The sequence below is a fragment of the Aquimarina sp. RZ0 genome (assembly GCF_008370685.1).
GTDB lineage: Bacteria > Bacteroidota > Bacteroidia > Flavobacteriales > Flavobacteriaceae > Aquimarina.
The window spans coordinates 20,591-42,143 of the sequence record NZ_VTZU01000045.1 but is presented as its reverse complement, the minus strand read 5'-3'; the positions used below and the strand labels follow the sequence as shown (position 1 = coordinate 42,143).

18 protein-coding genes are annotated in these 21,553 nt (G+C 31.8%); 12 read left to right on the top strand and 6 right to left on the bottom strand.

Annotation, left to right across the window (positions count from 1 at the left end; translation table 11 throughout):
- Positions 1-47: 47 nt before the first annotated feature.
- The gene (locus tag F0000_RS17315) at positions 48-803 is read left to right on the top strand and encodes a LytTR family DNA-binding domain-containing protein (RefSeq protein WP_149625991.1); all 756 of its coding nucleotides are present in this window, start codon (positions 48-50) and stop codon (positions 801-803) included.
- A gap of 311 nt (positions 804-1,114) precedes the next feature.
- A complete protein-coding gene (locus F0000_RS17310) occupies positions 1,115-1,699 on the top strand; it encodes a beta/gamma crystallin family protein (RefSeq protein ID WP_149625990.1) in 585 nt (194 codons plus the stop codon).
- Between the two features lie 247 nt (positions 1,700-1,946).
- Here the strand turns inward: F0000_RS17310 and F0000_RS17305 are convergent, their stop codons facing one another.
- From F0000_RS17305 to F0000_RS17295, 3 genes are all read right to left on the bottom strand, one after another.
- Entirely contained in the window at positions 1,947-3,317 is a 1,371-nt protein-coding gene (locus F0000_RS17305) for a beta-propeller fold lactonase family protein (protein WP_149625989.1), read from the bottom strand.
- Positions 3,318-3,767: 450 nt separating this feature from the next.
- Positions 3,768-4,571 (bottom strand): 1-acyl-sn-glycerol-3-phosphate acyltransferase, encoded by an 804-nt coding sequence (locus F0000_RS17300; RefSeq protein WP_149625988.1) that lies wholly within the window; start codon positions 4,569-4,571, stop codon positions 3,768-3,770.
- A gap of 169 nt (positions 4,572-4,740) precedes the next feature.
- A complete protein-coding gene (locus F0000_RS17295; RefSeq protein WP_149625987.1) occupies positions 4,741-5,385 on the bottom strand; it encodes a CoA pyrophosphatase in 645 nt (214 codons plus the stop codon).
- On the opposite strand from F0000_RS17295, the gene F0000_RS17290 reads away from it, so the two are divergent.
- Positions 5,379-6,119, top strand: a complete 741-nt coding sequence (locus F0000_RS17290; protein ID WP_149625986.1) for a peptidylprolyl isomerase — start codon at positions 5,379-5,381, stop codon at positions 6,117-6,119. The genes F0000_RS17295 and F0000_RS17290 overlap by 7 nt on opposite strands.
- 67 nt (positions 6,120-6,186) lie before the next feature.
- Here F0000_RS17290 and F0000_RS17285 read toward each other — a convergent pair whose 3' ends face one another.
- Positions 6,187-6,903 carry an RDD family protein gene (locus F0000_RS17285; RefSeq protein WP_149625985.1) on the bottom strand — a complete coding sequence of 239 codons (717 nt, stop codon included), beginning with the start codon at positions 6,901-6,903 and terminating at the stop codon, positions 6,187-6,189.
- 36 nt (positions 6,904-6,939) lie between these two features.
- Between F0000_RS17285 and F0000_RS17280 the strand changes: the two genes are divergently transcribed.
- The 7 genes from F0000_RS17280 (at position 6,940) to F0000_RS17250 (ending at position 13,971) form a co-directional block, all read left to right on the top strand.
- Positions 6,940-7,908, top strand: a complete 969-nt coding sequence (locus F0000_RS17280; RefSeq protein ID WP_149625984.1) for a stage II sporulation protein M — start codon at positions 6,940-6,942, stop codon at positions 7,906-7,908.
- Entirely contained in the window at positions 7,901-8,779 is an 879-nt protein-coding gene (locus F0000_RS17275; RefSeq protein WP_149625983.1) for a hypothetical protein, read from the top strand. The genes F0000_RS17280 and F0000_RS17275 overlap by 8 nt, the downstream gene beginning before the upstream one ends.
- Before the next feature lies 1 nt (position 8,780).
- The gene (locus F0000_RS17270) at positions 8,781-9,548 is read left to right on the top strand and encodes a DUF4129 domain-containing protein (protein WP_149625982.1); all 768 of its coding nucleotides are present in this window, start codon (positions 8,781-8,783) and stop codon (positions 9,546-9,548) included.
- A complete protein-coding gene (locus tag F0000_RS17265; protein ID WP_149625981.1) occupies positions 9,538-10,752 on the top strand; it encodes a DUF4350 domain-containing protein in 1,215 nt (404 codons plus the stop codon). The genes F0000_RS17270 and F0000_RS17265 overlap by 11 nt, the downstream gene beginning before the upstream one ends.
- A gap of 68 nt (positions 10,753-10,820) precedes the next feature.
- The gene (locus tag F0000_RS17260) at positions 10,821-11,834 is read left to right on the top strand and encodes a MoxR family ATPase (RefSeq protein ID WP_149625980.1); all 1,014 of its coding nucleotides are present in this window, start codon (positions 10,821-10,823) and stop codon (positions 11,832-11,834) included.
- 5 nt (positions 11,835-11,839) lie between these two features.
- Positions 11,840-13,171 (top strand): DUF58 domain-containing protein, encoded by a 1,332-nt coding sequence (locus tag F0000_RS17255; protein ID WP_149626007.1) that lies wholly within the window; start codon positions 11,840-11,842, stop codon positions 13,169-13,171.
- Positions 13,172-13,548: 377 nt separating this feature from the next.
- Positions 13,549-13,971 carry a DUF2141 domain-containing protein gene (locus tag F0000_RS17250; protein WP_149625979.1) on the top strand — a complete coding sequence of 141 codons (423 nt, stop codon included), beginning with the start codon at positions 13,549-13,551 and terminating at the stop codon, positions 13,969-13,971.
- A 109-nt stretch (positions 13,972-14,080) separates the two neighbouring features.
- Here the strand turns inward: F0000_RS17250 and F0000_RS17245 are convergent, their stop codons facing one another.
- Positions 14,081-14,983, bottom strand: a complete 903-nt coding sequence (locus F0000_RS17245; RefSeq protein WP_188112163.1) for a T9SS type A sorting domain-containing protein — start codon at positions 14,981-14,983, stop codon at positions 14,081-14,083.
- A gap of 313 nt (positions 14,984-15,296) precedes the next feature.
- On the opposite strand from F0000_RS17245, the gene F0000_RS17240 reads away from it, so the two are divergent.
- Positions 15,297-17,084, top strand: coding sequence for a lipopolysaccharide assembly protein LapB (locus F0000_RS17240; RefSeq protein ID WP_149625977.1), 1,788 nt, complete (start codon positions 15,297-15,299; stop codon positions 17,082-17,084).
- Positions 17,085-17,588: 504 nt separating this feature from the next.
- Here F0000_RS17240 and F0000_RS17235 read toward each other — a convergent pair.
- On the bottom strand, positions 17,589-20,054 hold the full coding sequence (locus F0000_RS17235) for a T9SS type A sorting domain-containing protein (RefSeq protein ID WP_149625976.1): 2,466 nt from the start codon (positions 20,052-20,054) through the stop codon (positions 17,589-17,591).
- 542 nt (positions 20,055-20,596) lie between these two features.
- Between F0000_RS17235 and F0000_RS17230 the strand changes: the two genes are divergently transcribed.
- Positions 20,597-21,547, top strand: coding sequence for a LysR family transcriptional regulator (locus F0000_RS17230; RefSeq protein WP_149625975.1), 951 nt, complete (start codon positions 20,597-20,599; stop codon positions 21,545-21,547).
- The last annotated feature ends 6 nt before the right edge of the window (positions 21,548-21,553 follow it).

Genomic DNA, 21,553 nt, shown 5'->3' with positions numbered 1-21,553 from the left:
AACATACTAATAAAAAAGTACTATCAGAAAATAAACTATTCTCAACAATGAATATAATAATAATTGAAGACGAAAAACCTGCTGCAAGAAGACTGAGCAGAATGCTCAAAGAACTAAACATTGAAGTACATACCATGTTGCATTCTGTTAGTGAATCTATCAGCTGGTTTCACAAAAATGAACATCCGGATTTAATATTTTTAGATATACAATTAAGCGATGGTCTTTCATTTGAGATATTTGATACAATTACCGTAAAAAGTGCCATCATATTTACTACTGCTTATGATGAGTATGCCTTAAAAGCTTTTAAATTAAACAGTATAGACTATCTTCTAAAACCTATTGATGATGAGGAACTCGAAACTGCTATCAATAAATACAAACAACAACTACCTTCTGCCCCGCAACTTCAGGTAGATTTTGAAGACATTAAAAAACTTTTAATTAATCCCATAGATAGAACGTACAAAAAACGATTCACAGCCAGAGTAGGTCAACATCTCAAAATATTTTCTGTAGAAGATATTGAATGTTTTTATTCTGAAAACAAAGGAACATATTTACATACAAATGAGAATAGAAACTACTTAATAGATACCACGCTGGAGTCACTAGAAGAAGAACTAAATCCACAACAATTCTACCGGGTGAGTCGTAAGTTTTATGTGAATATCAATGCTATTAAAGATATCATTTCTTATACCAATTCCAGGTTACAGATAAAACTACATCATTTTAGCGAACAAGAAATTATTGTTTCCCGTGAACGGGTCAAAGACTTTAAGGATTGGTTGGAATAACTAAATCACTTCAAAGTTAATACGGCATATCGTCTTGGTGCATGATACGCTTACTTCCCGAAGGGATAAACTATATAAATTGTCGGTAGTTTTTGTTTTAAAATATCTACAAAAAGAGCACATCTTAGTAAGTAATTTTTAATCGAAAAGGTCCTATATAGCCTATTTCAGAATAAATTCTCTTTTTATACAGTATCCTCTCAACACACTCATCTCTGATGTTAACTGTTTTTTTTTCAAATACTTATACAATGTAGGGTATTTAAGGTTTTACTTGTTTATAATAGTATAAACCAATTAAATATATCAAAATGAAAACTTTCTTTTTAAAATCTTTAATTTGTTCTTTATTAGTATCTATATTACTAATAAGTTGCTCTAATGAAGAGTTAGAAACTGCTACAGCTACTGAAATAGGAGCTTTTAATACTGACGTCATTTATCATTACAAAGGACAAACTTTTAATGAAAAAGAATTGGAAGAAGCTCATGGAACTGAAATTTTTTATAATACTGATTGGGTTGTAGAAGATGAAAACAATACTTTTCTTTATGAAGATAATGAGAAATTAGAAAATCACCTGGAGAAACTAAAAACTAAATCTGATGAAAAGAGTGGAAAAGCTCGAGTTCAAATCAGGTTTTTTGAAAGCTCTTTTATTCGAGGTAGGAGCATAACAACTTCTCAACCGAATGCAAACTTTCATGGATTTTGGAATAACAGAGTACAATCATGTAAACTAATAAGCCCAAGATTTTATCGTGGAGAAGTCAGACTATATGAAAATCAAAATGGTAGAGGACGAAGTCGTGTGTTTTATCCTACGTCACAATTTGGAGTAACATTTTTTCGTTTCAAAGCAAGAGCTAGCAGTTATAGATTTAAACTAAGATAATAATTAATTTTTTCAGAACTGGTAAAACAAATAAGATCTAAAAAACATATAGCATCAAGTCAGATTTGTGTATCTATACCTACATTACAATTTAGTGAATTTGTAGTATAGTAGTATATATGTTAGCAACTATTAACCAATGTACATCCCCTTTAGTAAATAAACTAGTTGCTAACCCAGAAGCCAGAAGATAATTCAATCTTCTGGCTTTTATATTAAACAAATAATATCATTTATTTGGTTCTTTTTAAATAGCTACTATTCCTTGTGTGTTAGTGTCAGGAAGGTTTCCTGATTCTTCACCTATAAATTCTAATGTTTGCCCATTTACTCTATAGATTCCGATAGTTCCATCCAATCCATATAATTGATATAAATATTGACCGTCATCAGAAATCCACATATCGATCCATCCTTCTGTTCTTGCAAAAGCATCCGGACCATTATCAGCACCACCTGTACCAATACCAGAAGCAGCAGTTTGATCTAATAATGCTACGACTCCATTATCAAAACTAAAGGATGCCAAACCTGCTTCTATCGCATTCGATACAAAGAATGTGTTTCCGTCTGATGTAAAATCTAACCAACAAGCAGTTCTACCAGTATTTCCTTCTCCTGATCGCACATCTGTACTAATTGGAGTAAGGCTTCCGTCTCCTTGTATCTGCCAGGTAGAAACTGATCCGTCTTGCAATGCAGGAAACGCTGGTGGTGTACCGTCAGGTTGAAATTCTCTCGCCTCTGTAACCACTACATAATTATTACCTACGATCTGAAACCCAATTGCGGATGGAAGGTTTCTTCCATCTGTATTTCCTCTCAGCGTAGAAGTTGCGCCAGCAACCTGTGAAGCCGATAAAGTACCATCACTATTTACTCCATATACCACGATTTCATCTTCACTTCCAGAAGCTAATGCTGCGGCTCCAGAATTTATAGAAGCTACCACTAGCCAATTTCCATCAGGAGAAAATTGAACTGCAGAAGGTCTGTTTGCTAAATCTCTTGTAGATCCTGCAATTGGTGACAAGGTTCCGTCGTCTAATAACCAAAAACCTGTTATAGTACCTTGATGCATTGGTTCTCCTCCAGCAAGAAATTCAGAACGAGTAATATTAGATACATATACTATTCCCTTTACGCCATCAGCGTTACTAGAAGTATACGCAATACTATTAGGGCCTTCTGCTCCTGTAGGTTGTGGGGTTCCTGCTATTTCTAGTGAAAAATCTTCTTGTATATTAAATGAAGTAATCGTATTACTCCCTGCATTTACAGCTAAGATATTCTCATTATCATCTGTTTTTGTTAATGCATATGCAGAAATTAAAGGATCTAACCCTTCTCCTCCATCAAAATCGCCACCATTTCCTCCTGTAGGTACAGGACCAATCGGTGTTAAAGTTCCATCTGCATTTCTACCGTATGTAATAATTGTATTCGCATCTTGTACATTACCTGCAACCTGACCGTTTCCGTTAGTCATGGCATACACTGCTCCTACGAAATCATTAGAATTTCCTCCATCTGTTATGACATCATCATCATCACTACAAGAAGTGATTACAAATGCCATGGCCAAAAGTACAAGTAAGTTTGATTTTAAATTTTTCATTTTTTGTTTCCTGTTTTTTTAGTTTTTGTTTTTCATTATCATCAAAATACTATATCAATACTTGTTAATTCAAGTATCACTTATTCGTGATTATAGTAAAAGATAATTTGTATTTTTCTACACACTCATAATTCGGCCGAATACTATGTGAGTAATCAAGAAAAGATATTTAATTTTTAAGCTTCCCGACTTTTATTTGGTACGAAATAGAATTTCTAACTTACAAAAGCTAAAAATCTATTATGATATAATTAGCTTTAAAAAAATAAAAATAAAAACGTAAATAACTGAAATAAAGAAAATTAAACCAAAATACAACATAACATCACTGTATTCTCATATTTGGTTATTTATAAAATAATTAACACTTAACCAACGTTTTGTTAACATCTAGAAAGTATACTAAATGTTAGGTAGCTAACAAAAAAAGGTTGTGTTAAGAAAAGATTATTAATATTCCCAGCGTCTTTTTTTATTTAATTCTTCCTCTGCTTCTAATTCTGCCTGAGGAATCACTTTTAGAAAAGAAGAGTGTTGTTCTATTGCAAATTCTAACTTATTAACAATATCATCAATAGAATCATTATCATAATCTATATCCAGCGGCTTTTTAATTACCATAGACTGAAGAATCCCCCGCTTTTTTATTCTGATTCCTTTTTTATCAAAAGATCTTCTGAATCCATCAATTACAATAGGAATCACAATAGGTCTATATTGTCTTATGATATGTGCTGTTCCTTTACGGATAGGTTTAAAAGGTTTTGTGGTTCCCTGAGGAAAGGTAATTACCCAACCATCTTCGAGCGCTCTACGTATATTAGTTATATCACTCATCTTAACCTGACGATTGATATCCTGTCCTTTATCCCTCCAGGTTCGTTCTACTGTTATAGCTCCCGCATATGCCAATATCCTTGCTAATAAACCAGCATTCATTGTTTCTTTGGCAGCTACATAATACAGATTAAGTTTGGGCTTCCATAAATAACCTACATTTTTAATTGAATCTGTACGACCACTTAAACTCGCATTAAATACATGAAACATCGCTACAACATCTGCAAAATATGTTTGATGATTTGATACGAATAAAACATTGTTATCAGGAAGTGTCTTAAAAATTTCACTCCCTTCTATCTGTAACTCATTAAAACCTCTATAACGCCTATGTGTTAAGGTTCCCAAAATACGGATAAGCCACTTTTTTAATAATAATATATGACCAAAAGGATTTCTCTTAAACAATCCCATAAATAGTGTTAATTTATTAATACCTAATTACCATCTAACAATTCAACATTAATCATTGATTATCAATTATTTTATTATTAAAAACCACAATAATTGACCAAATAACAGATAGTATTTCAGTTAAATTCTTCTAAATTTTAGAAGGAAAATGGGTGTCAAATATACAAAATCATACTGCTATCACAGATTTTATATACACTTTAAGTTCACTAAGCATCATGGCAGTCGCTCCCCAAACGGTATAACTATTTAATTCAAAGGATGGTACTTCAATATTTTGGGCATATGATGTTGACAATTTTTTAGAAGTTACATTCCTGTCATCCAATAATTGTACTAGAGAAATCTCAAGTACTTCTGCTACTTCTTCTTCTTGTTTTACAAAAACAGGTTTTTCATATGCAACTCCCAGAAAAGGATGTACCAAAAAATTAGATGGAGGTATATATATGCTGGTAAGCGCTTTTAAAACACTAATATCTTCTATGGGCACACCTATTTCTTCCCAGGTTTCACGCAATGCTGCAGTTTTATAACTTACATCAAACGCTTCGACTTTTCCGCCAGGTAATGCTACTTGACCAGAATGCACGCCTTCATAAGTAGGTCGTAAAATTAAGACTAGATGTGTCATATCACCTTTAGGATAAAAAAGCATCATTACAGCCGCATTCCTGGGGTTTTTTTCCTCAATTTTGATTTTATGTAATGCTCGTTTTCTCATTTCTGGAGCCATAATAAAATGAGAGGATTCTCCTGGTACCGACATTTTCTGTATTTTTGGAATTAATTTTTTAAAAGCTTCGAATGTCATTTACTAGAATGGTTTTATTGTATAGTTTAATGAGTCTCTTTCTAATCTATAGTTGTGAAGATACACATTCTAGAAAAAAAGTAACATCAGTAACTAGCAATAAAGAGAATATTTCTCTTGCAGACACTATAAAAATAAAGACTAAAGAAAAAAAGGATAGCATTATATCAAAAAATAATGACCCTTTTAAGCTTACTAATGCTACAATGAAGGAGTTTTTTCTACAATATGGTAAGGAAAATCCTGAAACTTTAGTCAAAATAAACACAAAATATGGCGACATCCATATTGAGTTGTATAAAGAAACCCCTATGCATCGAGCTAACTTTATTTACCTCACAAAACAAAAATATTTTGATGAGACCTTTTTTTATAGGGTGGCTAAAGGTTTTGTAATACAAGGCGGGAATAGTGATCGTAATCAGATGGCACAAAGACGTTTTGAAATTGGAGATTATACCCTACCCCAAGAACCCTTAAAAGGACTTACCCATACCCGCGGAGCTGTTGCTTTATCCAAACAGTGGGTTGATAACCCATCTAATCGTTCTACTCCTTATGAGTTTTTTATTGTCGTTGCTAAAAATGGAGCACATCACCTCAATGGAGAACATACAATTTTTGGTAAAGTCGTAAAAGGAATGAATATCGCGGATAAAATATCTAATGTTCCTGTGGACAGCAGTGAATGGCCAAAAGAAAATATATTTATTAAGGCACAAGTGATTAGATAAGCAAATTAGTGCGTTTTTTATGTGCAGGCAGAAGTCAAACCTCCATATTTCTATTTTCTTATCGCTCTTAGAGTTTCTGCGTATAGTAATTATAATCTTCTAACACCCTGGATAGAAACTGCAATGGTTTTTCTTCTGGCGTAATTTGCATTAAACTACTTACTTTTGATGATAATTGCAAAATTATATGATGATTTCCGTGTTTTCTTGCTTCCTGAAAAATTGTTTTTATTTTCCTCATTTCAACATCACTAAATACTGTAACCTGCGGATATGTCGGTTTATAATCATCTGGAATATCCACCAAAATTGTTTGATGAAACTTGACGCGTTGCTTCTCACTGATTACAGTAGTTCCAGCCGCCATATCGCCCAGTCTCTGCCCTGTACCTCTAAACAATATAGCTACGACTGCAATTCCTCCGGAGGCAAGCGTAATATCTAGTAAACGAAGTAACCATCTAATCAAATAATTCGAAAATGCAGGTCTGGATCCATCCAATTTTACAACTTTTAACTTCATCGTAGCTTTTCCTGGGGTTTTACCGTCCCAAAAAGTTTCCCACAGTAAAAAATATAAAAATGGTGGAAGACCAACCATTAGCCAAATAGACCATTGATCTCCAACATCCAAATTCAATAATCCAATAAAAAAAAGCACCAAAATAAAATACCCTATGATAATCAAAAGATCTATAAGATACGCTAAGATCCTCTCTCCTATTCCTGCAGTATTTTGTTGAATACTTACATTTTGAGCTGTTTCTATTTGAAAATTATCCATTAATTATGTTTCTTTGAAGCTCCTAATTTTTGATCCATGCGTGAGGCGGCTTTTGTGAAGCAAAATAAAGATAAATGGTTAAAATTTGAAAGCGTTCTAGTTAATAATGCACAAATAACTCCAGATGAGCTTTCTAGTTTGTATGTAGAAATTACTGATCACCTAAGTTACGCTAGCACCTTCTATCCTAAAAGCCAGACATTTAACTACTTAAATGGATTAGCGTCTAATGCGCACCAAAAGATTTATAAAACTAAAAAAGAAAAGAAAAATCGTTTTTATTCTTTTTGGGTAAAGGAGTTTCCTCTGGAATTTTATGCTTATCAAAAAGAATTACTTATTGTTTTCTTAATTTCTGTTCTTTTTACTGCTGTAGGCGTTTACTCTTCTGCAACTGACGGCGCATTTGTGAGATCTATTCTTGGTGATGGATATGTAAATATGACCCTGGAGAACATCGCTAATGAAGATCCTATGGCTGTTTATAAAAAAATGGGAGAAACAAATATGTTTCTGGGAATCACTATTAATAATATAAGAGTAGCGCTAAACTGTTTTATATTAGGAATTATGCTAGGGATTGGTACTGTTTATATGTTGATGCAAAATTTTATTATGTTAGGTTCTTTTCAGTATTTTTTTTACGAAAAAGGACTTTTATGGGAAAGTGCCAGAACAATTTGGATACACGGAACTATAGAAATTTCTGTTATCATCATTGCAGGTTGCGCTGGATTAGTTGTAGGTAATTCTATTTTATTTCCCAAAACATATACCCGATTGACTTCTTTTATTAACGGTGTAAAAGCAGGGCTAAAAATTGTAATCAGTACAATTCCCTTTTTTATTATTGCTGGCTTCTTAGAAGGTTTTGTAACCCGTCATACAGAAATGCCGGATTGGCTTGCTATTTTTATCATTACTTTATCTCTGGGATTAATTCTGTTTTATTATGTAATATACCCCAGACAATTATATAAAAAATCAATTCTGACTCATGAATAACAACTATATCGAATTTAAAAAGAAAAGAGAATTAGGTGATATCCTAAAAGATGTATTTGCATTTTTGAGAACTAATATCAAACCTCTATTTTCAATATTATTCAGAACGACTGGTTTTTCCTTTGCTATCCTTATAATAGCAGTAGGGTACTACACACATCAATCATCTAATATTTTGGACCTGTTTAATATAGGGGGAAACACCCAGATATTTACCTCTGCAAATTTTATAGTTTCTTTATTTTTCATGTTTGCAAGTACAGTGCTTTTTTATGGTTTGGTTTTTGGAACTATTCTACACTATATAAGAGTATATATCCAAGGGAACGGGATCATCGATCAATCAATGATCATAGAAGGTGTAAAAAAGAATTTTGGAAAAATCATTGGCCTTTCAATCTTATCAACACTCATCACCAGTTTTGGGTTCTTGCTATGTTTTATCCCAGGAATCTATTTTTATGTTCCTATGAGTCTGGTATTTTCTATATTGGTTTTCAGAAATATTGGAGTATTTGATTCAATTAGTGAGAGTTTTGAACTTATCAAAAATGAATGGTGGATCACTTTTGCTACTCTTTTGGTCATATTGATATTGGCATATATTATTAGTATGGTATTTTCTATCCCTGCTATCATATACATGTTTTTCAAAACATTTACTGCCGCAACAGAGGGCACTCTTTCGGATCCATCTACAATGCTTGATTGGATATCGGTTACTCTGAGCACATTAGCTTCAGTACTACAATACATCATTATATATCTGTTAACAGCAATTTCTAGTGCTTTTATATATTACAATATAAATGAAAGAAAAAATCATACAGGAACATTAGAGCAGATAGACGCTTTAGGTAAATCAGAATAATTTGAGAATACTACTATACATTCTATTTTTTACAGCTTCATTTTCTATATCTGCACAGGTACAAGATACCACTGCAGTGGTATCTCCTCAGGAAATAATATATGATCTGGATACTACCAAAGAGGTTAGAAAATTTAATAAAGAGAGACTCAGGGAATTCGCATTACAAGATGATTTTAATTATACAGAATTAGAAGAAACAGATACCTGGTGGACTCAGTTCAAAAAGTGGTTTGGACAATTATGGAACAAATTGTATGAATGGTTATTCGGTACCGGAGCGGTAGCAACAGGATTTCTCAGTTTTTTTCTTCTGGCAATTCCATATATTATAGTGATCGCAATCGTATGCTTACTCATTTATTTGTTTATGAAGGTGAATCCAAAAGATATGTTATTAGAAAAACAACAGGCTTCTCAGGTAATCATTACAGAAGATGAAGATATTATACACAATCAAGATATTCAGGAACTGATTAAACAGGCTTTAGAAAAAAATAACCACCGGTTGGCTATTAGATATTATTATCTTTCTGTATTAAAAAAAATGTCTGATCAGGAGTTAATTGTTTGGGAATCTCAAAAAACAAATACTGATTACACAAAAGAATTAACTGATAGTGCTATAAAACAACAATTTCAAAACATTACCCGATTGTATGACTTTATATGGTATGGAAGTTTTGAAGTTGATGAAAAATCATTTCATACCGCAGAACAAAAATTTAAATCATTAACCAATCGTATAACTTCTCACTTTGCTCAATAAAAATTCTAAAATAATAATTATTATTCTTGTTGCTGCTATAGGGCTATTTGTCTTTTTGGAAGCAAATGAAACAGAAGAAGTGAATTGGTTTCCGAGTTATGCCAGGACAGATAAGATTCCCTTAGGTACCTTTGTTTCTTACTCAATGATAGAAGAAACTTTTGGAGCAGATTATCTAAAAGATATTAATCAACCTCCTTATGAGTTTCTTACAGACAATGATTCTATAACAGGTACCTACTTTTTTGTTAATGGAACTATTGGATTTGATGACAGTGAATTAAAACAACTATTAAACTGGATAGAAAAAGGGAATACACTGTTCATATCTGCAAAATTTATAAGTAGTAACCTACTAGACACCTTATCTCTTGATACTGATCATATGGTCGCATTAGATAATATAGATACACAACCAATTGTAGAATTGGTAAATAAAAACTTAAAAAAAGAAACTCCGTATCTATATGATCGCAATATATCGAATCCATATTTTAGCAAAATAGACACCCTAAACACCACTATTCTTGGCGTTTCACAATTATATAACGATAGCTTAAAAATTAAAGATCCGAAATTAAATTATATCAAAAAACCTTTTGGCAAAGGACAAATATTATTACATTATTTTCCTGAAGCATTCGGGAATTATTTTATGCTAACAGACACAAATTATCAATACACTCAAAATTTACTGGCATATATTAATCCTACCAAAAAAATTCTTTGGGATAATTATTACAAGTCTGGAAAAAAATTCTATTCTTCTCCCCTTTTCTTTCTCTTACAAAATAGACACCTGAAATGGTCATACTACATATTGATCTTTGGAACACTGTTATTTGTTATTTTTGAAGGAAAAAGAAAACAGCGAAGTATTCCAGTTATAACTCCATTAAAAAATCAAACGTTAGCCTTTACAAGGACTATTAGTGGTATGTATTTTGAAAAACAAAAGCATAATGAGATTGTAGAAAAACAAAATTTACTGTTTTTGGATTACATCCGACAAGAACTTAGAATACCCACAAATATCCTGAATGAAAAAACATTGCTGGATATTGCTGCCAGAAGTAATAATAATATAGACGATACTAAAAGATTATTTAAAATTTTTGAGGAACTTAACAGAAAAAATAATATCAATAAAGAAGAACTGATTCAACTACATAAACTTATTACAGAATTTAAGGATAAATCTTAATCATCAATCAGTATTGAAAACAGAATACCAACATAACTATAGTCAAAAGAAAGATTAAAATGTAAGGCATGGAAAACGAAGAAATTACAGGTAATGAAACTCAGGAACAAAATATAAATTTTAAAAACAGGATAGACCTCAGCGAATTACAACAGGTTGTAGCACAATTAAAAACTGAATTAGCTAAAGTAATTATTGGTCAGCAAGATTTTATAGAGCTTCTCATTGTTTCTTTATTATCAAATGGACACGTACTAATAGAAGGAGTTCCGGGCATTGCAAAAACAGTTACTGCCAAACTATTTGCCAAAACGCTTAAAACCAACTTCAATAGAATTCAGTTTACACCAGATCTGATGCCTAGTGATGTACTGGGAACTTCTGTATTGAATATGAAAACCAGTGATTTTGAATTTAAGAAAGGTCCTATTTTTTCTAATATGGTATTAATTGATGAGATCAATCGTGCTCCTGCAAAAACACAAGCCGCCCTTTTTGAAGTCATGGAAGAGCGCCAGGTTACTATTGATGGAATCCGGTATATAATGGAACCCCCTTTTATGGTATTAGCCACACAAAACCCTATAGAGCAAGAAGGAACCTATGCTTTACCAGAAGCACAATTAGATCGGTTTTTGTTTAAAATAAAAGTAGCATATCCATCCCTGCAAGAAGAAGTACGCATCCTTAAAACACATCACGAAAGAAAGGCATTGAAACCACTGGAAATGGTAAATCCTGTACTGACTCCGGAAAAACTAATTGAGTTTAAAAATAAAACTCAGGAAATTATAATCGAAGAGAAAATTCTGGGATATATTGCAGAGATTGTGACCAAAACAAGAACACATCCTCATCTATATCTGGGGGGTTCACCTAGAGCATCAATCGCAATTATGAATGCCTCCAAAGCCTTTGCAGCTATTCATGGTAGAGATTTTGTAACTCCAGAAGATATTAAGAAGTCTTTACTACCTGTTTTAGGACATAGAATCATTTTATCACCAGAACGTGAAATGGAAGGTATGACCACCGAAAATGTAATAGAAATGATCCTGCAATCTGTAGAAATTCCCCGATAATAGTGATCAAATTCTACAAATCCTTATATCTAAGCAACAGCGTTTTTTATATACTCGCTATAGTATCTGTGTTGTTTTTAGCTTCTTATTGGTTTCATGCGTTGTATCCAATAGCCTGGTTATTAGTATGGGGATTATTAATCGTCTTTTTATTTGATATTGTCATTTTGTTTAATAACCAAAACGGAATAGAAGCCAATAGGTTATTGCCTGAAAAATTCTCTAATAGTGATTTTAATGCTATCCCTATTAGAATAAAAAATAAATACGCTTTTACTATCTATACAGAAATCATTGATGAAATACCTATTCAGTTTCAAAAACGTGATTTTCTTAAAAAAGGAAATATCGCTCCTGCATCTGTTTTGGATTTTGAGTACTCACTGCGCCCGGTAGAACGTGGTGAATATATTTTTGGACACTTACATATTTATGTAATGACTAGAATTCGACTGGTAAAAAAACGCTATAGCTTTGATAAATCTGCTATGGTAAAAGTATATCCTTCATTCATCCAGATGAAAAAATACGATTTTCTGGCTATAGATAGTAAACTTACACAGTTTGGTCTTAAAAAAATAAGACGTATCGGACATACTATGGAGTTTGAGCAAATTAAAGAATATGTCACTGGTGATGATGTAAGGATCATTAATTGGAAAGCGACTGCCAAGCATGGTAATTTAATGATCAATCAATTTCAGGATCAAAAATCTCAACCTATTTACTCTATAATAGATATCAGCCGTACGATGAAAATGCCTTTTAATGAAGTAAGTCTTCTGGATTATGCCATAAACAGTACATTGGCTTTTTCTAATATTGCTTTAAAGAAGCATGATAAAGTAGGTATGCTCACTTTTTCTAATACGGTATCCGGTTTTTTGCCTGCTAGTAGAAAGAAAACATATATTAACAACATATCCGAAACATTGTATAATATAAAAACACAATTCCTGGATGCAGATTTTGGATTTTTATATGCACACACAAAAAGACAAATCAATCAGCGTAGTCTTCTATTATTATACACCAATTTTGAACATATTTCATCATTAAAAAGACAACTTCCATATTTACAAGCGCTAGCAAAAAAACATCTTCTGGTAGTTATTTTCTTCGAAAACACAGAATTAGATCAGCTTATCCACCAGAAAACCGAAGACTTGCAAGCTATCTATGATCAAACGATTGCACAACAGTTTTCTTATGATAAAAAGGTAATGGTTAAAGAACTCCAAAAACACGGAATACAAACTGTACTAACTGCACCAGAAGATCTAACAATAAATACAATTAACAAATATCTGGAAATTAAAGCCCGTGGATTATTGTAAACTATATGAACAAATAAGTTCTTTTTTTTAGATATAACCCAGATCCTGAATAATACAATAGGGTGTATTATCATTTTTTGACTCCAGATCTTATCTCCAACATACTAAGAACATGTTTAAAAACAATGCAAACTGATTGTCAGTAGTTTGGTATTCTGACGACACTTCAAATCGACGACATATCGAGATATGTTGCTTATTTGAAGTAAAGTCAAGGTTGTCAAAGTAATGACCAGCAGGCAGAAGGGTTTTTAAACATACTCTAATGCTTCACTTCATCCTAATTATTCTACAATTGGGTTGTATAATTTAGTATCACTTCTGAGATTTATAGACTTTTGGATCATCAAAAAGAAACGAACTAAATTTTAAATCTTATGAAAACACTTGTATTATTCTTAGCAATCACCGCCGTAAACTATATAACAAATGCCCAGAATACTAAAGAAGGGGTCACTATCACAGTAACCGTTCCTAATGTTTCTAATTCTAATGGCTCTGTACTTTTTGGGCTGTATGACGAAACAACTTTTATGACAGCTGCACCAATTAAATCTGCAAAAGGTAAAATAATAGATGGTAAGACAACCATTACATTTACAAATGTTAGCGCAGGAGAATATGGAATTTCATGTGTACACGATGCTAATGATAATAATAGAATGGATTTTGAAGATAATGGAATGCCCATAGAAAACTACGGCGTTTCTAATAACAATATGAGTTACGGCCCCCCAATGTGGAATGATGCCAAATTCGAAGTAGGAACCGAAAATTTAGATTTAGAAATTAGATTCTAGATTTTTGCAAACTTATACCAAGAAAAAAGAGACTACCCTATATTGGCAGTCTCTTTTAAATCCCTATCATATAGAGGACAATCTATAAAGGATAAGGTATATGTTATTATTAGTTTTTTATAATTTGTTCTTCAAGAACTTTTGCTCCTTTAGCATCTAATACTTTTACAAAATAAGAACCAGTTCCTAGTTTGCTTAGATTAATATTGGTTTTAGAATCTGTAATCACATCTTTATAGACTATTTTTCCATTGATATCAAAAACTGAGACATCCATAGTACCCAATATTTTTACATTCGTATTTATTAAATCCAACGTAAATTCGTTGTTAAATGGATTTGGATATACCTTAGCTCCTATTCCCATAATATCCTTAGTACCAATAATTATTTCTTGGGCTGCTGAGCTTTGATTGTCTCTTGTTGTTGAACAAGCATTAACTCCAAAAGTAACATTATATGGAGCACAACCTCTCCTGCTTACTCTAGCAATATAAGTACCTTCTGGAGCTTCTACTATGGTAGATGTTCCAGCGCTTAAGTTAAACCCAAAACTTCCAATAGCTACAGAAACATCTAGAAAGCTATTGTTATTATTAGAGAATTGTATTTGTCTTCTACCACTATCGGTACAATCCAACACGCTAACTTTGAAATTAGCTGCATATACTGCAAAAGTCGTAGTATCCTCACAGCCATTGGCATCAGTAGTTTTAATCTCAAAAGAACCTGGAAATAATGATACAGGAAATGAAGTCGTATCTAATGTTGCAGTCACAGGATCTCCAGAAAACAAGTTTCGGATAGAAATATTATAAGGTGCTTGCCCTCCAGAATAATCTACAGTGACTCTCCCTCCTTGTCCACAATTATCAAAACGAGTAGTAAAGCGTATATTCTGATTAAACGTACAGCTATTTTGAGCAAAAATATTTGCTGTACAAGTAAATACAATGGCGATAATAACATTCGTCATTATCGTGAGAGCTTTTTGTGTGAATTTGTTTTTCATGATTTTAAAATTATGTAAGTATTGGTTTTTGTTAAAAATTATTAGTATCCGGTCAAAACGATATCTCAATAAAAAATCAAGAAATATCTCCCGATTAAATTCGTTTACAAACAAAATCAATAATCCTATGAATGTCATTGTTTATTAGCTAACAAAGAGTTAACTTCACGATACAACTAGGGTTAACTTCTGGTTAACAAAAAAAGGTAAGATTCTCTTAACTATAGTATTATTAGGTTTTTCAATAAAAAGGATCGAATAATTGCACATACTATAGTGTAAAAAAAAAGTTATTATAAACAAACTACTCAAAATGAAATATAAGAAGATTCAATATAGCTTTTTCTTAAAACCAAAACTCATATATACTCTTATCGTATACTTATCAACATATAACCTTTCGTTTTCACAAATTCAAGATTCTATTACCTTAAAAGAAATAGATAGTTTGCTAAAATCCTCTTTAAAAGACCTTTCTTCCAGTAGTTATACTAATTATAGGATTGCTCTTAAAAAATCCAAAGAGATTGGAAATAAAAGCACAGAATTACAGGCATATTCTAAACTCATGAATTATTTCAGTTATCAAAAAAACCTTGATAGCATGATGCATTATGCCCATAATTTTGAAAAAGGAGGATATGAAAATCAAACTAAAAATATGATTTCAATTTTTTTTTATGAGAAGGGATCAAATTTGATTGTAGATTTTGAGATGATAGAACAATCTCTGGTAGAATTGAAGAAGGCATATGAATATGTTGATACTTCAAACACAAAAATTGTTGTATCCATTAAAAATGCTTTAGCATATACCTATATGGCCAAAAAACAATATCAAAAAGCTATTGACATTTTAGAATCATTCTCTAAAGACTCTATTTCGATCAATTCTTCTGTAGAATTACATATCTTAATTAATTTAGGACAGGCTTATCAAAAGTTACTGAAACCCAAAAAAAGTTATGCAATACACTTAAAAGCTTTGAACATAGCCAAAACACTAAAAGACACTGCTAGTTTACTTTTTGTAAAAAGTAATATGATTAATGATTACTATCTACAAGGCAGGTTTCAAAAAGCTGTTGATTCTGGTCTCCATATCGTAGAAAAACTAAAAAAACATAGACCTGATGGACTACAGGGTAACGCTTATTTTTTATCAAGAGCTTATGATACTATTGGCAATATAGATAAATCAATATATTATATGAAAGAGGCTATAGCTGCAAAAGATGGCTACTATCCTGAGATGTCAGATTATAACCAGATAGAAGCACTCACTTTTTTAGCTCGTAGCTATGAAAAAAAGAAAGACTATAAAAATGCCGCTTTTAGCCTTTGGAAAAAAAATAAAATTATAGAAAACATACGATCAAAAGAGCAAAAAGCTTTTACCGATTATTATGATACAAAGATCAAAATTATTGATCAGCAAAGAAAACAGGAAAAAATAGAAATTGAGAAAGAAATCCTATCATTACAAAATAATAAACAGCAGCAGTATATTATTATTTTATCAGTCGGTTTAGTATGCTTATTACTAATCATTACAAGCATTTGGATATATCTTAAGTATTTTAAATCCAAAGAAAAAATTAAAGAGCTTAAAAATAATGAAAGAGAAATCTTAAGAAATCATATAGAAGTTCGTGAAACAGAACTCTCCATGCTAGCAAACAACAAAGCAAAACTTTTATCAGAATTATCTGAGATAAAAAAAGAATTATCAATAGCCATTAAAGAAAATAATGCTGCTCAGGTTCAGAAAGTTGAAAAAAAATTGAATTCTTTTTTAATGCAAACCGCTAATGATGACGTATTCTCAGAACGCCTGGAATCTCAATACCCTGGAATGGTAATTATCCTAAAAAACAAACATCCGGAACTCTCTCAAAATGACATAAAACATTGTATCTTAATCAAGCTAGGATTATCCTTAAAAGAATCAGCCCAATTAATGCACGTAGGAATTGGTGCTATAAAAATGGGTAGAAATAGGGCAAAATCAAAAATGAACCTCACTGAAGAGCTATCTTTAAAACAATACCTGGATCAAATTAATACAGAACCAGAATTAGTTCATAAAAATAAAAGTTGATTAGACCATATTCTATTGCTGTTTGAATTTGCTGTAAAATATAATTATATTTTTTTATAGCAATCCTGCCTTAATAGCAAGTAGTATGTTTTGTTTACCCCAGTTCTTAGGTAAAAAATCACCGTAAACTGAATCAAATTATTTTTAATTCATTGGGTAATACGATTTGTGATTAAAAAATTCGTATAAATTCATTGAATTATTTTTTCTTTATGCAAGGCAAAAAAATCAAGCATAGCTATAGCTACGGTTTATTTTTTAAACGAAGTAGAAAGGAAAAAGAAACGATGAATATGCGAAATTTTTAGTTATAAATCGTATAAGTTCAAAATTGAAATTGCATTGGAGTGGTTTATGCTTTTTCTATTCGCTATAATTTGGTTGATTTCTTGAAAAAGATCAAAAAAACCAAGATAATATAACAACTTGAACGTATTATTATCTCGGTTTTAATTATTAATATAATTTAAACGATAAAATATTATAATAGAGAAAACTATCGTATTACTTAACTAAAAATTTATGAGTAATCCTTCTATCAGAATTTTTTATCTCATAAAAATATATTCCCGAGGTAAGGCTATACTGAGAAGGAGTTAGTGTCACTTCATTTTTTTTGCCTTTACTGACGAATCCATTAAAAATTTCTTTAATTTTTCTTCCTTGCATATCATACAAGGTCACCACGGTATGACCAGCTTGTTTTGAAGAGAAAATTAATTTTGACGTTTCATTAGCTGATTGCGGATTAGGCCAGCTATATGCCTGCTCTCCAGACGCGATACTATTCAACTGTGCTAATACCTGATTTTCCAGAGCCTCTATATTGGTAGGGAGATCAAAATTCTCTTCTGTTCGAAAACGAGATCTAAAACCTAAAGCATATGCCGTATTTACATCCGTAAGGTTTCTTGACAAAGAAGTAAACCCTTCTAAAACAGAATAGTTATCTTGAACAAAATCGACATCTACAGTATTTTCGTCACCAAAAGCGCCTCCTTCAACAACACCTGCTGCAAAAGAAATACCTCTACCACCCTGGTCCATAATATTATTAATATCATTAGAATTATCTGTATGGAAATTACCTAAAAAGTGACCTATTTCATGAGATATTATATTTCCTAAAGTTACAGTAACGGCATCACTTCTGGTAGCATTTTCTGATAATGGAATAGAATTAATACTATTCTCAAAAGCTAGATCAGTCTCATCAGTCAGGCTTAAAAGATCCAACAATACAAATGCATCATCATCCAGACTAAAATTACCTGTATCTATTACGCTCGCCAGTCCAATAGTACTAAATCCGGACTCTTCTATTGTACCTCCTACTATAACTCGACTAAAAGGTATACCAACTTTATCAAGAATTTCAGGTATTTTTTTACCCAAAACCGGATTACCATAATCACTAATAATAATTACATCAAAATCTGAGTTAATTTCTGATGCAGCCAGATCTCTTTCTATATTTTCTTTTACAACATTCGTTATTTCATATGTTGTACGTATTCTATTGAAAAAAGTATTCTCTATCCCCCAATTCTCCATAAAATCCTCAAAAGGAGATAATTCGAGTTCTTCATCTAATCCAGGTATATTAGGGTCAATCCCTGGAGGGATCGCAATAAAAGGTCTGGGCGTAATAATTCCTCCTGTATAATCTAAATAAATAACTTGTTTTTTGCCTTTGTTTATCGTCTCAAAACCTGGTCTGGACACTGCTATTTCTGCTTCATATGCTTCAAAAGTGCCTATCAGTCGAAACGTATAAGTACCCGTTTCTTCTGCTATATAAGAAAAAACCAATTCTCCGTTAGTTGGTAATGGGGACTCTTCTATTATTGGAAATGCAGGAGCAGATATTGTTCCATTCGCAATTTTTCCATTAGGTGTATAAAATTCTGTTATAATTGCACTTCCATTACTGGCAAGACCAAATACATCGCCTTTTTCGAGTTGTACAGAATAGAAATCACTTTCTAAACGGCCTCCTAAAGTAACCTCAAAAGTGTAACCTCCTTCCAGACCAACACCTCCTCTTCCATCTGTATCAAATACATTTATTACCAGAGCGTCATCAACATCATCAAAAAAAGATTCAAAATCAGCAATCATAAAATAATATGTATTAGCATCAGGAGCTGTAAAATTAATTTCTACAGAATCCACTCCTTCTACGACTACAGATCCATCAGATATGGGAAAACCTAAATCTTGGGTAGCTGTAATAATAGCAGGATTGATCGGATTGTTTGGATCATTTGAAAGGACTTTAAAATTTACAGTTTGTCCAGCTAATAAAGCAATAGAATATACATCAAAATCTCCTAATTGAGTCCCAGAAGAACTATCTGAGCCATCCCCAATTACTGCTGTACCCATTAATGTCTGAAAATCTTCGGTAAACTCTAAAGGAGTGGCTGAAAAAACAGTTCCATTATCTGAGCTTTCTTCTTCTAGAATATCTCCTAAAGATACTGAGGGAACAGAATTTATAGATGCATTGGCAAATCCTCTAACTAATATAGTACCATTTTGATCAGGTTTACTCCCAAAATTTGGAATAACCTCTGCTCTTGAAGGAATATCATTCGTATTTTCAAAATCTCGTTCTTGTTCTTCATAAAGTAATGGAGAAGACTTTTTTTGATCATTTTTTTCATAGTACCTGCTATTCATCTCCTTGACAAATTCACTCCATTCCTTATAATTTCCTGCATTCGGCGAATTACTTAAAAAAGGATTTACCCCGGAAGGAATTTTAAGCCTCCCGGTTTTTTGATTCGTTTTTACAAACTTTTGAAGATCTATTTTTTTTTGATCCTCTTTATTAAAATCCTTTAATTTTTGATATTTATGAAGTGTTTCTACTTCTTCTAATATCTGGGCACTTATTGTATATGTTCCAAAAATAAATATAAAACCACATAGTAGAGTACCCTGAGCAAGTTTAAAAATTTTCATAATATAATTGTGTTTAAATTAAAACCAGTCACTTTTCAGTTATGATTTACACAAATAAAACATATATTTTTTTTTTAGCTACTATGCTATCTGTCACAAAAGGTTAACTGCACAGAATAAAGGTTAACATTTGGTTAACCAAGTTTCAAAGCAGCACCATTTATCATTATTACCATTGCAAACAATAGCTTTTTTTAAAAAGATATGTGCACTATAAATATCTCGATATATGCAATAATAACAAATCCAATAAACAACAAGAATACTTGTATTTTTTTTGCGTTAAATATTTAAAATAGAAAAAAAAATCACCTTTGATATACAAATAAAAATGTTACTTTTATAGGACGAACTAAACTTCATAATCGTACCTAAAAAGAGAATATCCCTTTACAAAAGTTTTCTCATAGATAAACATATGACCCCAATTAAAAAGTAAATAGCGTATACAAAACCACAATGATAGATAAAATAAATTTTTATTTATTTTTTAATAGTTTTAGTCAATAGCTTTTTTACTTTTGTAACCCAAAATATAAAAAATGACTATAACACAGCTACGTTATGTACTTGCGGTAGCAGAGTACCAAAATTTTACTAAGGCAGCAGAAAAAACTTTTGTAACTCAGCCCACACTGAGTATGCAAATTCAAAAACTAGAGGACGAATTAGATATTCTGATTTTTGATCGAAGTAAAAAGCCTATAGAACTTACTGAAGTAGGTAAAAAACTAGTGCAACAAGCAAAAAATATAGTAAATGAAAGTGAACGTATACAGGATATAGTAGACCAGCAAAAAGGGTTTATTGGAGGAGAATTTAAAATAGGTATTATTCCTACTATAATGCCAACTTTACTGCCAATGTTCTTGCATAATTTTATAAAAAAATACCCAAAAGTTAAATTAAAAATAGAAGAACTGACAACAGAGACTATTATGGAGCGTTTGCAAGATGGACATCTTGATGCTGCAATTGCCGCCACACCATTACAAAATGAGAATATTAAAGAGCGTGTATTGTATTATGAGCCCTTTGTAGGATATATTCCTTCCAGCCATAGATTAAGTCAAAAGGTAAAAATAGATATTTCTGATCTCGATGTTGATGATATGCTTTTATTAGAGGATGGTCATTGTTTTAGAGACGGGATTATCAATTTGTGCAAAACACAAAAAAGCTATAAAGAAGAGAGTTTTCAATTAGAAAGTGGAAGTTTTGAAACCTTAATTAAACTATCTAATGAAGGTCTGGGAATGACGCTACTACCGTATTTACATACATTAGATATTAGCGAAAAAGAAAAAAGCAATTTACATTTCTTTAATGAACCTTCTCCTGCCAGAGAAGTGAGTCTGATATTCAATAAAAGTGAATTAAAAATGCAAATTATAGAAGCTTTGCATACTACTATTGCCGGAATTGTAAAAGGAGCTATTACGTTTCAGAATGTTAAAATTATTAGTCCTTTATCAAAAATAAAAAGCGACTAAAAAGTC

Excerpts from the sequence above, each read along its gene's own strand:
- F0000_RS17315 (WP_149625991.1), top strand. The coding sequence starts at position 48 with ATGAATATAATAATAATTGAAGACGAAAAACCTGCTGCAAGAAGACTG.
- F0000_RS17310 (WP_149625990.1), top strand. The coding sequence starts at position 1,115 with ATGAAAACTTTCTTTTTAAAATCTTTAATTTGTTCTTTATTAGTATCT.
- F0000_RS17305 (WP_149625989.1), bottom strand. The coding sequence starts at position 3,317 with ATGAAAAATTTAAAATCAAACTTACTTGTACTTTTGGCCATGGCATTT.
- F0000_RS17300 (WP_149625988.1), bottom strand. The coding sequence starts at position 4,571 with ATGGGATTGTTTAAGAGAAATCCTTTTGGTCATATATTATTATTAAAA.
- F0000_RS17290 (WP_149625986.1), top strand. The coding sequence starts at position 5,379 with ATGTCATTTACTAGAATGGTTTTATTGTATAGTTTAATGAGTCTCTTT.
- F0000_RS17295 (WP_149625987.1), bottom strand. The coding sequence starts at position 5,385 with ATGACATTCGAAGCTTTTAAAAAATTAATTCCAAAAATACAGAAAATG.
- F0000_RS17285 (WP_149625985.1), bottom strand. The coding sequence starts at position 6,903 with ATGGATAATTTTCAAATAGAAACAGCTCAAAATGTAAGTATTCAACAA.
- F0000_RS17280 (WP_149625984.1), top strand. The coding sequence starts at position 6,940 with ATGCGTGAGGCGGCTTTTGTGAAGCAAAATAAAGATAAATGGTTAAAA.
- F0000_RS17275 (WP_149625983.1), top strand. The coding sequence starts at position 7,901 with ATGAATAACAACTATATCGAATTTAAAAAGAAAAGAGAATTAGGTGAT.
- F0000_RS17260 (WP_149625980.1), top strand. The coding sequence starts at position 10,821 with ATGGAAAACGAAGAAATTACAGGTAATGAAACTCAGGAACAAAATATA.
- F0000_RS17250 (WP_149625979.1), top strand. The coding sequence starts at position 13,549 with ATGAAAACACTTGTATTATTCTTAGCAATCACCGCCGTAAACTATATA.
- F0000_RS17245 (WP_188112163.1), bottom strand. The coding sequence starts at position 14,983 with ATGAAAAACAAATTCACACAAAAAGCTCTCACGATAATGACGAATGTT.
- F0000_RS17240 (WP_149625977.1), top strand. The coding sequence starts at position 15,297 with ATGAAATATAAGAAGATTCAATATAGCTTTTTCTTAAAACCAAAACTC.
- F0000_RS17235 (WP_149625976.1), bottom strand. The coding sequence starts at position 20,054 with ATGAAAATTTTTAAACTTGCTCAGGGTACTCTACTATGTGGTTTTATA.
- F0000_RS17230 (WP_149625975.1), top strand. The coding sequence starts at position 20,597 with ATGACTATAACACAGCTACGTTATGTACTTGCGGTAGCAGAGTACCAA.